Genomic DNA, 14,017 nt, shown 5'->3' with positions numbered 1-14,017 from the left:
CCACTGCGAATCGGCTCCGATCTCCGACATCCGCGACCTGCTGCGGCCGCAGGCGGCAATGCGCGATCGCGTCACCATGACGTAGCGACCACGCGCGCCAATGCGCGTGACGACTCGGCCAGGATGCGGCGGTCGCGAGCAGCCGGTCCGCGTGGCACGCGATCACGCCTCCTCCACTCGATAACGGCCCGGCTGGGTCCAGGCGATGCACAGGAACGGTCCGCTCAGCAGTCCCTTGTCGCGCAGATAGCAGAAGACCTCTGCCGGGCACCATTCCCTTCCGGCGGCAAAGGCCAGGCCGAGTTCGCGCAGCGCGTGGAAGGCCTCGGCCTTTTCCGCGTCGTCGTGCACCACCATGGCATGGACGCCGGCCTCGCCGGTGCATGCGAAACCGAGCGCACGCAGCGCCGCATCGTGTTCGCCACGCATCGCCCGGACCTGGATCGCGGCGGCGTCGGCCTTTTCCACGTAGGCCGCTGGTTCCCGATCGAGCGCTGCAGGCATGTGGTTCTCGCGACGTGGTGAAAGGAGTCTTTCGCTCAGACCGGCACGCGGCCTTGCGAACGTGGGGTTTAGGCTAGCACTCCGTCCCGTTGCCAAGCCCTGCCGATGCCTTCCGTCCCGCCGCTGCGAATCGGCCTGATCTCCGACACCCACGGCCTGTTGCGGCCACAGGCGTTGGCGGCGATGCGCGATTGCATGGCCATCGTGCATGCCGGCGACATCGGCAAGCCGGAGATCCTCGATGCGCTGCGTGCGCTGGCGCCGCTGCATGCGATCCGCGGCAACATCGATACCGCGCCATGGGCGCAGGCGCTGCCCGACACGCTGGACCTCGACATCGCCGGCATCCGCCTACACGTGCTGCACGATCTGAAGACGCTGGCGCGCGACCCCGCATCCGTGGACGTGGTGGTCAGCGGGCATTCGCACAAGCCGCTGCTGCAGACCCGTGACGGCGTGCTGTACGTCAATCCCGGCAGTGCCGGACCGCGCCGTTTCAGCCTGCCGATCGGAGTGGGCTATCTGCATCTGCAGGCAGGCGGCGTCCGCGGCGAGTTGCACGCGCTGACCTGAAGCGTCGCTGCAGGATTCCGGGAAACGACGCGCGACCTAGCGCGGCGCCGGCGGCCGGCTTGCGCGTTTGCCGACCTTGGCCGCCTTGGCCGGTTTGGGAGCGGGCAATGCCTGTGCGGTGGCGCGCAGCAGGCGCTGCAACAGGCTCCGATCCTCCAGCCCCTCGTCGATCAGGTAGTGCGGCTTGCCGCCAGGATACGGCGCCTGTTCGATCACGTCGTCGAGCAGCGCGCGCCCGGCGGCGGTCGGTTTGACGAAGACCTGGTTGTCGCAGACGAACGCCACCACCTTGCCGTCCAGATACAGCGCGTATTCGCCGAACATCTTCTTGCAGGTCAGCGCGGCGCCGAGCGCCGCCTGTTCCATGACGTAATCCACGTAGCTGGCATCGGAGGCCATGTCGTCGCTCTGCGCTTGGGTCGATGCCGGATTCTGCATCGCGGCCGGCAAAGCGCAAGCGCCGGAATGCGCCGCGCATCGGAAAGCGTCCTTGGCCAAGCGATACGCCCATGTCCGCACGCCGACTCCCCGGCTTTGCAGCCGTGGATGATCCGCATCGACGATGCGCATGGCGCCGTCGAGGCTGCCCCACCTTGGATAGAAGCGCTCTTCCCGCACCGCGAGTGCGGCGATCCCTGCAGCGGTCGTGCTGTGGCCATCGCCAATCTCCGCTAGAGTTGGCTGCTGGCCGCAGGGCCGACCGGCCGGGGCCGGGAACGGGGAACATGGTGGATGCCGCGCGGGGGCGCAGGCGTTGCCGAACGCTCGATGCAGCGGGAAATGGGCGATCTAGATCGCGTCGCAGACAAAGGGGATGTCTCATGTGGAAGAAGTTCGGCGGTGTCTTCGGCAAGACCGGCCTGGGGAAAATGTCCAGTGACGAATATCAGGCAAACCTCAACGGCATGAACATGTTCTTCGGCGCCGTGCTGGGGTTCGTCCTCACCGGTACCGAAACGCTCAACAACTGGCAGTTCGGCGTCGTGCTGACCCTGCTGTCCGGCATCGTCATTTCCATCCTCTTCATCTCCAACAGCCGGCACAGGGTCGCCTATGCGATCTATACGACCGTGCTGGTGCTGAGCTTCCCCAGGATGGCCGACCTGGTGCTCAGAGCGAATGACGTCATCCCCGGCAAGGTCCAGCCAACGCTGATCGTGTGGACCGCCATGACCATCCTGGTGGAGTTCTGGGGCCGCGAAAACGACCAGGCCGCCTCCACGGCCGGCTCCGATCAATCAGGTTGAGGAGCAGGTGGTCCTGCTCAAGCGCATCATCCAATCCTTGTGGTGGCTCGCGCTCGCCTACGTTCCGCTGGCGCTCTCCGACAGGATCGAACGCCTGTACGCGGAGCTGGGCTGCCCGCCTCGCGGAGATTGCTACGTGGCCGGCACGATGACGGCATTCGACCTCGAGCTGTTGACGCTCGGCATCGCCTTGCTGGTATGGCCTGCCTGTCTCTGGTTTCTCGGCCTGCGCTGGATGACCGGCCGGCTGGGTAACTGGCTGGGAACCCTGTTCAAGGCGCACCGGCTGCGCCAACCGGGCTGAATCGCGCAGCGGTTTCCGGGAGGCCGGCGACGCATGGCCTCCCCGCCCACTCACCAATCCGTCGGCGCGTAGTCCTTCAGGAACTGACCCCACACGTGCTCGCCGGTGTTGCAGCCGTGGATGATCGGATCGACGATGCGCGCGGCGCCGTCGACGATGTCCAGCGGCGGGTGGAAGCGTTCTTCCTGCACCTTGCGCGCGGCGATCTCGGCCGGATCTTCGTCGGTGACCCAGCCGGTATCCACGCTGTTCATGTGGATGCCGTCGTTCTGGTAATCGGCTGCCGAGGTCCGGGTCATCATGTTCAACGCGGCCTTGGCCATGTTGGTGTGCGGATGCCGGGTGGTCTTGAAGTTGCGGTAGAACTGCCCTTCCATCGCCGACACGTTGACGATGTGCTTGTCGCGCTCGGGCGTGCGCAGCATCAGCGGCTTGAGCCGCGCGTTGATGATGAACGGGGCGATGGCGTTGACCAGCTGCGTCTCCAGCAATTCCACCGACGGTACTTCGGCCATCAGCAGGCGCCACGAGTTGCGCCCGCGCAGGTCCACCTGCTGCAGGTCCTGGTCCAGACGCCCTTCGGGAAACAGGTGCTGCTGGCCGAGCAGTTCGTCGGCCAGCAACGGCACCTGCGACAGTTCGGCAGCACGGGTCAGCCCGTCGGCGCCGCTGATGCCGTGGCCCTGGCCCGCCGGCAGCGTGGTCGCCGACGCCGCCGGCAGCAGTTCCGGGCTGCGCAGGCCTTCGTAATGACCAACCAGGCGGCGCACGTGCTCGGGCAATTCGTGCAGCGCGGCGGTCTCGCCGGCCATCATGTGCGCGTAGAACTGCGGCGGCCGGCGCACGGTCTGGCAGGCGTTGTTGACGATGAAGTCCAGCCGCTCGCGCGTGGCCAGCAGCTGGCTGCAGAACGCTTCGACGCTGGGTGTGTGGCGCAGGTCCAGGCCGAACACCTGCAGGCGATGGCCCCACTCGGCGAAATCCGGTTCCTGCGCGTAGCGTGCGGCCGAATCGCGCGGGAAGCGCGTGGTCACGATCAGCTCGGCACCGGCGCGCAGCAACTTCAGCCCGGCCTGGTAACCGATCTTGACCCGACCGCCGGTCAGTAGCGCCACGCGCCCGCGCAGGTCCGCGCTCTCGGTGCGCTTGAAGTAGTTCAGTTCGGCGCAGGCCGGGCACATCTGGTCGTAGAAATGGTGCAGCTGGGTGAATTTCTGCTTGCACACGTAGCAGTGGCGCAGCTCGGGCGACTGCGCCGCCGCGGGTTCGGCGGCCGCGGCATTGCTGGCGTCGTGCAGGCCGGCGGCATGCGGCGGGAAGTAGTTCGGCGTGCTGAACACCGGCTTGCGCCGCAGCGCGCGGATGCCGGTCTGCTCGAGCAGCGCTTCGGCCTTGCGCACCTTCTCCTGGTGGCGTTCGCGCGCCTGCTGCTTGAGCAGTTGCCGGCGCGCCTTGGGCTCAGGGTGATAGACCTTGGCGACGACCTGGTGCAGGCGCACGCGGTCGGCCTCGGGCAGCGCGTCGAGCACGCTGCGGTCGGCATCGATGGCTTCGAGCAGGTCCAGGGCGACGCGCAGGCGCTCGGTCAGGGGCAGGTCGTCGGCGGCAGGGGGCGAGGCGGTGGTGTTCAAGACGGATCCAGGAAGAAGCGAAGGCACGACAGCGCGGCGGGCGCGCCGGCGATGCGGCGTAGCCAGTCCTTGCAGCGAACGGGCAGCGGCAGCGCGAAGCGTGTTTCAGGAAGCCGTAGTTGCCCGGCAGGGCGGGTATTTTCGCCGATCCCGGGGCTTCGGCGCCATGGTCGGCGGCTGAACCACCGTGCTCGCCTGCAGCGCGCCGGCCATGCCTAGGCGCACCGCGCTTCTCCTGCGTGGCTCAGCGCAGCGGTGCCTGCGCGAACTCGCCACGCTGCAGTTTGGCCACGTCGTTGCCCTGTGCGTCCTTTGCCTGCAGGTCGGCGCCCTTGGCGGCGAGATCTTTCAGCACTTCGGTGCGCTGGAACAGCGCCGCGTACATCGCTGCGGTCTGGCCGGCGTTGTTGCGCTGGTCGGGCGCGCAATCGGCCTGCATCAGCCGCTTGGCGATGGCCAGTTCGCCCTTGAAGATCGCGCCCATCAGTGCGGTGTTGCCGCGCTTGTCCTGCGCGCACGGATCGGCGCCGGCGCGCAGCAATTGCTCCACCGCCGGCTGCTGGCCGTGGTAGGCGGCCAGGATCAGCGCGGTATAGCCCTTGTCGTCGCGGGTATCGAGGTCGTAGTGCGCCTGGATGAACTCGGCCAGCATGTCCTGGCGGCCTTCGCGCGCGGCATCGAAGAAGTAGTCGCGCAGTTGCGCCTGGATCTTGGCCGGGTCGGCGGGTGCGGGCGCGGCGGTCGCCGAGACGGCGACCAGGCTCAGGGCGAGAAGAAGGAAGCGACGCATGCTCGGTCTCCGGCAAAGAAGGCGCAGCGCGGCGTGGGGGAGGCGCCGCCGCACTACGCAGTGAACGGTCAATCCTGCAGTTGCGCGGCCAGCTGCTTGACCCGCGCCAGATCGCCCTTGGCGACGCGGGCGACGCCGCTGCCGTAGGCCGGATCGGCCTTGTACAGGAACGACAGCATGATGTGCTTGCTTGCATCGTCGGTGCCGGCCAGCGATTCACCGAAGCTCTGGATCAGGTCCTGCTGTTCCTTCTTGCTATAGCTGCGGAACAGTTCGCCGGCCTGCTTGAAGTTCTGCTCGCGGGCGATCCTGGCCTGCTGGGTGCTGCCCGACAGCGGCAGCTGGCTGTAGCGCGCGTTCGGATCCTGGGGGCGCGGGGCGAGCCGGCTCGGCTCGTAGTTGACGCCGCTCGCGGTGGCGCCGTAGTTCATCGACCCGTCCTGATTGCCGTTGTTGACCGCCACCAGTGGCCGGTTCACCGGCAGACTCAGGCCATTGGTGCCGACGCGGTATAGCTGGGTATCGGCATAGGAGAAGATGCGCCCCTGCAGCAGGCGGTCTTCCGACGGCTCGATGCCCGGCACCAGGTTGGCCGGCGCCATCGCCACCTGCTCGGTCTCCTGGAAGAAGTTGTCCACGTTCTTGTTCAGCACCATCTGCCCGATCTTGCGCTCGGGCACGTCCGGCCAGATCTTGGTCGCATCCAGCGGATCGAAGTCGAACTTGGCCAGGTCTTCCGGCTTCAGCACCTGGATGTACAGATCCCACTTCGGATAGTCGCCCTGCTTGATCGCGCCGACCAGGTCGTTGGTCAGGTGGCTGTAGTCCTTGCCCTGCACCTGCGCCACCTGCTTCGGATCCAGGTTCTTCAGGCCTTGCAGCGACTTCCAATGGAACTTGACGTAGTGCACCTCGCCCTGCGCGTTGACCAGCTTGTAGGCGTGCACGCCGTTGCCGTCCATGAAGCGGTAGCCGGCCGGCGTGCCTTCGTTGGAGTACAACAGTGTCAGCGTGCGCGTGGCTTCGGGCACGTGCGAGAAGAAATCGAAGCGGCGTGAATCGTCGTCCAGGTTGCTGCGCGGATCCGGCTTGAATGCATGCACCATGTCCGGGAACTTGATCGCATCGCGGATGAAGAAGGTCGGGAAGTTGTTGCCGACCAGGTCCCAGTTGCCTTCGCTGGTATAGAACTTGGTGGCGAAGCCGTGCGGATCGCGCAGCGTCTCCGGCGAATGGTTGCCGTGCACCACCGAGGAAAAGCGCACGAACACCGGGGTCTTCGCGCCGGCAGCGAACACCTTGGCTTTGGTCAGGTCGGAGATGTCGGCGCTGGCGGTGAACTCGCCATGCACGCCGGTGCCGCGCGCATGCACCACGCGCTCGGGGATGCGCTCGCGGTCGAAGCGCTGCAGCTTCTGGATCAGCTGCACGTCCTGCAGCAGGGTCGGGCCGGTGGCGCCGGCGGTCTGCGAGTTCTGGTTGTCGCCGACCGGCGCACCGTTGTCGCGGGTGAGCGTGGACTGCGCGAACCCGGCGGGAACGATCAGGGTCTGCGACAGCAGGGCGAGCACCAACAGTGTTCCAGGGCGCATGGCGTCAGCTCGTGTTGAGGGAGCTGAAGCATGGCGGCGGCACTGCAGGCTGAGAATTCGTTAGTTGCTATGACTGCGATAGGCACGATGCATGCGTGCCTGCTGTTGTGACTGCGGTACTCGCCCATGTGCGTTGCGCTTTGCACTTCGTGGCATGTGCGCATCGCACAAGCGGCGCGATGCGAGGCAAGCGACAGCAAAATGTAGACAGCGCGCGACGCTAGCCGATCACCCGCTTGAACGGCGGCAGCGCATCGATGATGCGCTTGCCGTAGCGCTTGGTCAGCAAGCGCGAATCGAGAATGATGACGCGGCCGTGGTCGCTGGAACTGCGGATCAGGCGACCGGCGAACTGGGTCAGCGTGCGCAGCGCGTGCGGCACTGCGATCAGGTTGAAGGCGTTGAGGCCGCGGCTTTCGAACCACTCGCCGAGGGTGGCGGTCTGCGGGTCGGTCGGCACCGCGAACGGCACCTGGGTGATGACCACGGTGGTGCAGGCCTCGCCGGGCAGGTCCAGGCCTTCGCCGAAGGAATTCAAACCGAACAGCACCGAGCCTTCGCCGGCACCGATGCGGCGCATGTGTTCGCCGATCATCTGCGACTTGGAACCATCGCCCTGCACCAGCACGCGGTTGCGCTGCGCGATCGGCAACAGGTCGGCGACCTTGAGCATCTTCCAGCGCGAGGTGAACAGCACGATCGAGCCCTTGCCCCAGTCCAGTTCCTTGACCAGGTAGCGCGCGACCTCGCGCGGATGGCCTTCGCGGTCGTCCGGCGCCACCGGGAATTTCGGCACGATCAGCTCGGCCTGGTTGGGCAGGTCGAACGGCGAGGACAGCGACACCATCTCCGCATGCGCGGGCAGGCCGTTGTCGATCGCCAGCGCCTGGAAATCGCCGCCGCCGGTCAGCGTGGCCGAGGTCAGCACCGCCGAGTCCACTTCGCTCCACAACAGCGCGCGCAGCACCTGCGCAGCCGAGACCGGCGAGCAATGGCAGACGAGGTCGGCATCGCGCGACAGGGTGATCCAGCGCGCCATCGGCGCTTGTCCGTCCTGGTCCTCGCGGCGCCAGCCCAGCCACAGCGCGTATTGCTGCTCGACCATCTCCAGGGCCATGCCCAGGCTGCGCTGCAGGCGCTCCTTGGCCGCGTCTTCCTGCTTGGACTTGGCCACCAGTTGATGCGCGGCCTGCACCCAGTTGAGCAGCGCGGCGGTGTCCTGCGCCTGCGCATCGATGAAGGGTTTCCAGTCCTCGGGCAGGCGCCCGTTGGGCGCGCGCCACATCGGCTCTTCCTGGCCTGGCTCCGGCACCCAGGCGCGTTCGATCTCGGCGCGGAAGGTTTTCAGCCCCTTGCTGACCTGGGTCGCCAGTTCGATCGCTTCGTTCGGCAGCTGGTTGCCGATGGTGTCCTTGTCGGCCAGCCGATAGGCGGCGCCGACCAGCGCCTGCAGGCGGCCGGTGCGCCGCGCCATGTCGTCCAGCGCCAGGTTTGCGGCGCCCTGGTCGATGGCGACGCCGGCGATGTGGTGGCCCTCGTCGAGCACCAGCAGCATGTCCGCCGGCGGCGCGATCAGCGGCTGGCCGTTGTCGCTGTCGCCCAACGCCAGCGCCGACAGCAGCAGCGCATGGTTGGTGACCACGATCTGCGCATCGCGCACGTCGCTGCGCGCCTTCAGCACCGGGCATTGCACCGCGAACGAGCAGCGGCGCCCGGCGCAGCCGGCGGCGTTGGTGGTGATGCGCGCGCGCAACGACGCCGGGATCGGCTCCGGCGCGGTGTCCAGATCGCCGTTCCAGGTCTTGTCGGCGTAGGCCTTGGCCAGCGCGCGCGCCTGTTCGGCCTCGGCCGGGCTCAGCGGGCGGTCGTACAGCGGCGCCTCGTCCTCGAACATGCTGTTCTGCGCTGCTTCGCCATGCAGTTCGGCGACGTTGCGCGCGCACAGGTAGCGGGTGCGGCCCTTGGCCAGCGCCACCGTCGCCTCGATGCCGGTGGCCTTGAGGAAGGCGGGGATATCGCGTTCCACCAGCTGCGACTGCAATGCCACGGTGCCGGTGCTGATCACCAGCTTCTTCTTGCTGGCCAGCGCGATCGGCACCCCGGCGGTGAGGTAGCCCAGGCTCTTGCCGACGCCGGTCGGCGCCTCGGCCACACCGACGCCGCCGGAGGTGCCCAGCGCGCGCGACACCACCCCGATCATCTGGCTCTGCGCGCGGCGCACCATGAAGCCGGGCGTGTTGGCCTGCAGCTTGGTGTAGGCGTCGCGGATGCCGGCCTTCATCTCGTCGGTCAACTGCCGCGTGGGTGCTGCCTTTTCCATGCCGCCTGTCTGCTCGTGCCGGGGATCGGCCGGCTATTTTCCCAGGTCTGGCCGCCGCGTGCCGGGGAAAGGTGAACGGCTAGCCGCCGATGCCGCGCGCAGCCTGTCAGCGCGGCAACGCCAGGCGCAGCGCCAGCACCACCAGCAGCATCGCCACCGCATGCAGCAGGGTGAACACCGCCTGCAGGATGCCGAACCAGACCGCGTAGCTGGAGTAGGTCCCGCCCTGCGCGATGATCCACATCGGCAGCAGCGAGGTCACCGTGCCGCACAACCCACCGAGCAGCAGCAGGCTCAAGCCCCACAGGCCCAGCGTGCGGGCGCGGCCGGGGCGGCGCGTGGCCAGCAGCACCAGGCCGGTGCCGAGCACGATCAGGATCGGCAGCTGGAAGCCTACCGTGGTCAACAGCTGCATCACGAATCCATCGTCCATCGGAATCTCCGTTTAGCTACGAAACAAGCGCCGGGGCGCAAAAAAGGTCAGTCGGCGCTGACCAGCACCGCGTCGCGCGCGCGCAGCGCGGCGTAGACCGGGTCGGTGTCCGGGCGCACGCCATGCCAGCGCTCGAAGCTCTCGGCCGCCTGTTCGACCAGCATGCCCAGGCCGTCCACGGTATCGCGGCAGTTGGCCGCACGCGCCCAGGCCAGGAACGGGATCGCGACCTCGCCATAGTTCAGGTCCACCGCCAGGGTCATGCTGTTGACCAGCGACAGCGGCAGCGAGAACCCCGCGCTGTCGTCGCGGCCGGCGGCGGTGGCATTGACGATCAGTTCGAAGTCGCCCAGTTCGCGCAGGTCTTCCCAGTAGCGGGAAATGGCGCGCGCCGGTTCGCCCAGCGCATCGACCAGCGCATCAGCGCGCTCGGGCGAACGGTTGACGATCAGCAGCTGCTGCACGCCGGCCTCCAGCAGCGCCGGCGCCACGCCGCGCGCGGCGCCGCCGGCACCGATCAGCAGCGCGCGGCGGCCGCGCAGGTCCAGGCCGTTGCGCCCGGTCAGGTCGCGCACCAGGCCGGCGCCGTCGGTGTTGTCGCCGTGCCACTGCCCGTCGCGGAAGCTGAGCGTGTTGACCGCCCCGGCGCGCTGCGCGCGCTCGCTGTGGATCACGCTCAGCGCATACGCGGCTTCCTTCAACGGCAGGGTCACGTTGGCGCCCACGCCGCCTTCCGCGGCAAAGGCCGCCAGTGCCGCCGCGAAGCCGTCCGGCAAGGCGTCGATCGCGTCGTACTGCAGGGCGATGCCGGTCTGCTTGGCGAAGTCGGCATGGATGCGCGGCGACAGCGAATGGGTGACGGGATGGCCGAACACGGCATAGCGGGATGTGGGCATGGAACGCTCGTTGGTTGTTTTAGACTGGTCGCGACATCCGAAGGAATCCGACATGCGGACCCCCGCCCTGCCGCTCGCGCTGGCCGCGAGTTTACTCTGCGCGCCGTCGGCGTTCGCGCTTTCCGAGTTCGGCATCGAGGGCATGGGTGTGGTCTCGACCAAGGCCGACGAGACCCGTGCCAGCGTTTCGCCCGACGGACAACGCATCGTCTGGGCCAGCCCCGACCGCGCCGGCGCGCCCGGCGGCGGCGACCTGTGGCAGGCCACGCTGCGCGACGGGCGCTGGGTCGAGCCGCAGCCGTTGCCGGCGCCACTGAACTCGCCCGCTGCCGATGGCGACCCGTTCTTCAGCGCCGACGGGCATTGGCTGTACTTCGCCTCCGACCGCGCCGGCGGCCAGGGCGGCAGCGACCTGTACCGCGCGCCGCTGCTGGCCAACGGCCGCTACGGCCCGCCGCAGAACCTGGGCGCGGCAGTGAACTCGCGCGGCGACGAGCGCGCCCCGATCCTGTCGCTGGACGGCACCCGGCTGCTGTTCGCCAGCGACGGCCACGGCGGTGCCGGCGGCATGGACCTGTTCGTGGCGCGGCTGCAAGGCCAGGTCTTCGTCCAACTGCAGGCGCTGGACGGCATCAACAGTGCCGACGACGAAACCGACGCCGCCTGGCTGGGCGACGGCCGCGCGCTGGTGTTCGCGCGGGCGCGCAAGCCGCAAGGCGCGCAGCTGTTGCTCGCGCAGTGCGCCGGCGGGCACTACGTGCAGGCACAGCCGCTGGCGCTGTCGTTCAACGGCGCCGACGGCGACACCCGCGGCGCGGTGCTGGACGCCTCCAAGCCGAGCGAACTGCTTGTGGTCGGCAGCGCGCGGGCGCCGAAGGCCGGCAAGCGCGACGTGTACCGGATGAAGGCGCCGGCTGCGAGCGGCAGCAGCGATTGTGCGGGTGCGCGCTGACGGCGACGGCTTCGCTGGCGAAATGTGCGCTTGCCCGCAGGCTGGTTGCTGCATCTTCGCTTCCACGCGATCGCTGATGCAGTTGGTCGCGGCTGAAGCCGCTCCTACAAAGGCAGCAGGCGCGCCTCGCTTTTTGTAGGAGCGGCTTCAGCCGCGACAGACGCAGCAGTGAAGACAACGCCATCGAATTCGATCCGGAGCCGAGAACTCTCCCCGAATCGCTCCACCTGCCTCAGACCTCAATACACATCGCGCCGATAACGCCCGGCTGCGCTGAGTTCATCCAACGCGTCCTCGCCCAGAATCTCGCGCAAGGCCGCATCCACGCCGCGGGCCATGCTGTCCAGGCTGCCGCAGACGTGCAGCGTGGCGCCGCGGGCGAGCCAGGCGCGCACTTCGTCGGCCGCATCGCGCAGGCGATCCTGCACGTAGACCTTGTCCGGCTGGTCGCGCGAGAACGCCAGGTCCAGCCGCTGCAGGTGGCCGCTGTCCCGCCAGGCCTGCAATTCCGTGCCGAACAGCGCGTCGTGCGCGGCATTGCGCTCGCCGAACAGCAGCCAATGCCCATGCACACCGGCCTGCTCGGCTTCGCGCAGCAGGCTGCGCAGGCCGGCAATGCCGGTGCCGTTGCCGATCAGCAGCAAGGGCGCATCACCGTGTCGGCGGAAACCGGGGTTGGCGCGCACCCGCGCCTGCACCGCGGCACCGAGCGGCGCATGCAGGCACAACCAACCCGAGCCCAGGCCGGCGCTGCCGTCGTCGCGCCGGGTCAGGCGCACCACCAGTTGCAGCAGGCCGTCGGCCGGCACCGAGGCGATCGAGTATTCGCGCAGCGGCAACTGCGGCAACGCATCGAACCAGGCCTGCAGATCGTGCGCGTCTCCGGGCGGCGCCAGTGCGCGATCGGCCAGCGCCGCCTGCAACGGCAGCGACACGCCACCGGCGCGCAGCGGCGTGTCCGCTGCCAGGCCATGCGTGGACAGCCAGGCGCGCACGGCATCCTCCGCATGACACGGCTGCACTTCCAGGATGTCGCCCGCCTGCCACTGCGCCTGTGCCGGTAACGCCAGATCGATGCGCCACACCGGCGCACCGGCACTGCCGGGGTTGAGCAGGGTGCGTCCGGCCAGGCGCCACTCCAGCGCCGGCGGCGCCTGCAGAGCCGGCGCCGCTTCCGCCACGCCGGTGACCGCGGACAGCTGCCGCTGCCATTGCGCCAGCGCCTGCGGATCGGCGTTGTCCACCTCCACCGCCGGGAACAGCGCCTGCGCGCCCTGCGCGGCCAGCCACTGCTCCAGCCGCCGCGAAAACCCGCAGAAACGCGCGTACTGGCGATCGCCCAGCGCCAGCAGCGCATAGCCGAGCTCGGGCAGGGCCTGCGCCTGGCGCAGCACCTTCTTCTCGAAAGCGCGCGCCGGATCCGGCGCCTCGCCGTCGCCGAAGGTGCTGACCACGAACAGCGCGCGCCGCGCGCTGCGCAACTGCACCGCATCCAGTTGCGCCAGCGACTGCACCTGCACCGGCATGCCGGCCGCCTGCAGCTGGCCGGCGGCCTGCCAGGCCAGGCGTTCGGCGAATCCGCTCTGGCTGGCGAAGCCCACCAGCCACGGCTCGGCGGCGTCCTGCGCGGGCGAGGCCAGATCGCGCCGCGCGGTGTGCAACGCGCGCTTCTTGCGCCGCCGGTCCAGGTACAACAACCAGCCGGTGACGAAGAACAAGGACATGCACAGGCTGGCCAGCATCACCACCACGCGCCCGGCCAGGCCGAAGAAGCTGCCGGTGTGCAGGGCGAACACGCTGCTCAACAGCTGCCGCCCCAGCGGCTGCTGCCGATAGTCCAGGCGGCGCAGGATGCGGCCGCTGCGCGGATCGATCTCCAGGCCGTCGAAGGCCCGGCTGTGCACCGGATCGGCGGCCAGATAGCGCGCGATCAGCGGCTGCCCGGGGCGGCCGGGCAGGCGCAGGTCCAGATAGGCGCGGCGCACGTCCGGCAGCGCATCGAGCGTGGCCTGCAGCCGCGCATAGTCCACCGCCGGCGGTTTGCCGCCGCGGCCGCCGCCCTCGTTTTCCGCGCGCTCGCCGCCGAGCACCGCCACCAGTCCCTGCCGGTACCAGTCGTAGGACCAGTACAGCCCGGTCAGCGCGATCGACAGATAGATCGCCAGGCACCAGGTGCCGATCACCGAATGCAGGCTCCACAGGAAACTGCGGCCCTGCCGCTTCCATTCCACCACCCACCATGCGCGCCAGCTCCACCACTGCCGCGGCCAGCGCAGGTACAGCCCGGACAGGCAGAAGAACAGCAGCGCGATCGCACAGGCGCCGGTGACCGCCTTGCCGCGTTCGCCGGCGGCCAGGCGCCGATGCAGGTCCTCGACGAATTCGAAGAAGCCGCTCAGCCGCGGCTGCGGCAGCGTGTGGCCGGTATAGGGATCGAAATACAGGCGTCCGCCGTCGCGGCCGGTCAGGCGCACATTGGACGGACGCGTGCCGGTGGGGTCGATCAGCATGCGCGTGGTGCGGTGCGTGCCGCCCAGGTCCAGACGCCGCGCCAGCTCGGCCAGCGGCAACGGCGACTCACCGGCCGCATGGCGCGCGGCCACCTCGGCCAGCGGCGGGTTGGCCCAACGCACGATCTCGTCCTCGAACGCCAGCGTGGCCCCGCTCAGGCCCATCACCGACAGCACCAGCCCGGCACTGATGCCGAACAGCCAGTGCAGCTGGAACAACAGCTTCTTGGTCACGGCGCAGGACGGGTTCGGAAGGCGGCCGCGC

General features: G+C 68.8%; 13 protein-coding genes. 4 read left to right on the top strand and 9 right to left on the bottom strand.

Translation table 11 applies throughout. The annotated features are described in order from the left end of the window. Positions 1-162: 162 nt before the first annotated feature. Positions 163-504 carry a hypothetical protein gene (locus HEP75_RS01960; protein ID WP_185821909.1) on the bottom strand — a complete coding sequence of 114 codons (342 nt, stop codon included), beginning with the start codon at positions 502-504 and terminating at the stop codon, positions 163-165. A 105-nt stretch (positions 505-609) separates the two neighbouring features. Between HEP75_RS01960 and HEP75_RS01955 the strand changes: the two genes are divergently transcribed. Further along, the gene (locus HEP75_RS01955) at positions 610-1,077 is read left to right on the top strand and encodes a metallophosphoesterase family protein (RefSeq protein WP_185821908.1); all 468 of its coding nucleotides are present in this window, start codon (positions 610-612) and stop codon (positions 1,075-1,077) included. A 36-nt stretch (positions 1,078-1,113) separates the two neighbouring features. Here the strand turns inward: HEP75_RS01955 and HEP75_RS01950 are convergent, their stop codons facing one another. After that, positions 1,114-1,515, bottom strand: coding sequence for a TfoX/Sxy family protein (locus HEP75_RS01950; protein WP_185821907.1), 402 nt, complete (start codon positions 1,513-1,515; stop codon positions 1,114-1,116). Positions 1,516-1,898: 383 nt separating this feature from the next. Between HEP75_RS01950 and HEP75_RS01945 the strand changes: the two genes are divergently transcribed. Both HEP75_RS01945 and HEP75_RS01940 read left to right on the top strand, forming a co-directional pair. Further along, positions 1,899-2,324, top strand: coding sequence for a hypothetical protein (locus tag HEP75_RS01945; RefSeq protein WP_185821906.1), 426 nt, complete (start codon positions 1,899-1,901; stop codon positions 2,322-2,324). 7 nt (positions 2,325-2,331) lie between these two features. After that, positions 2,332-2,628: a hypothetical protein gene (locus tag HEP75_RS01940; protein WP_185814953.1), complete on the top strand. Its 297-nt coding sequence runs from the start codon at positions 2,332-2,334 to the stop codon at positions 2,626-2,628. A gap of 50 nt (positions 2,629-2,678) precedes the next feature. On the opposite strand, the gene HEP75_RS01935 is transcribed toward HEP75_RS01940, so the two are convergent. The 6 genes from HEP75_RS01935 to aroE form a co-directional block, all read right to left on the bottom strand. Further along, a complete protein-coding gene (locus HEP75_RS01935; RefSeq protein ID WP_185825239.1) occupies positions 2,679-4,259 on the bottom strand; it encodes an SDR family oxidoreductase in 1,581 nt (526 codons plus the stop codon). 244 nt (positions 4,260-4,503) lie between these two features. Next, complete coding sequence (locus HEP75_RS01930; RefSeq protein WP_185825238.1) at positions 4,504-5,049, bottom strand: ankyrin repeat domain-containing protein; 546 nt, start codon at positions 5,047-5,049, stop codon at positions 4,504-4,506. Positions 5,050-5,117: 68 nt separating this feature from the next. Then, entirely contained in the window at positions 5,118-6,641 is a 1,524-nt protein-coding gene (gene katB, locus HEP75_RS01925) for a catalase (protein WP_221893151.1), read from the bottom strand. A gap of 220 nt (positions 6,642-6,861) precedes the next feature. After that, on the bottom strand, positions 6,862-8,961 hold the full coding sequence (gene dinG, locus HEP75_RS01920; RefSeq protein ID WP_185814950.1) for an ATP-dependent DNA helicase DinG: 2,100 nt from the start codon (positions 8,959-8,961) through the stop codon (positions 6,862-6,864). Between the two features lie 106 nt (positions 8,962-9,067). Continuing rightward, the gene (locus tag HEP75_RS01915; protein WP_185814949.1) at positions 9,068-9,394 is read right to left on the bottom strand and encodes a hypothetical protein; all 327 of its coding nucleotides are present in this window, start codon (positions 9,392-9,394) and stop codon (positions 9,068-9,070) included. 47 nt (positions 9,395-9,441) lie between these two features. Continuing rightward, positions 9,442-10,290 carry a shikimate dehydrogenase gene (gene aroE / locus HEP75_RS01910; RefSeq protein WP_185814948.1) on the bottom strand — a complete coding sequence of 283 codons (849 nt, stop codon included), beginning with the start codon at positions 10,288-10,290 and terminating at the stop codon, positions 9,442-9,444. Between the two features lie 52 nt (positions 10,291-10,342). On the opposite strand from aroE, the gene HEP75_RS01905 reads away from it, so the two are divergent. Then, the gene (locus HEP75_RS01905) at positions 10,343-11,242 is read left to right on the top strand and encodes a PD40 domain-containing protein (protein WP_185825237.1); all 900 of its coding nucleotides are present in this window, start codon (positions 10,343-10,345) and stop codon (positions 11,240-11,242) included. A 239-nt stretch (positions 11,243-11,481) separates the two neighbouring features. Here HEP75_RS01905 and HEP75_RS01900 read toward each other — a convergent pair whose 3' ends face one another. Then, positions 11,482-13,986 carry a sulfite reductase flavoprotein subunit alpha gene (locus tag HEP75_RS01900; RefSeq protein WP_185825236.1) on the bottom strand — a complete coding sequence of 835 codons (2,505 nt, stop codon included), beginning with the start codon at positions 13,984-13,986 and terminating at the stop codon, positions 11,482-11,484. Positions 13,987-14,017 lie beyond the last annotated feature (31 nt).

The sequence above is a fragment of the Xanthomonas sp. SI genome (assembly GCF_014236855.1).
Classification (GTDB): Bacteria; Pseudomonadota; Gammaproteobacteria; order Xanthomonadales; family Xanthomonadaceae; genus Xanthomonas_A.
Note: the sequence above shows the minus strand (reverse complement) of the source record. Positions and strands in the feature narration are given on the sequence as shown.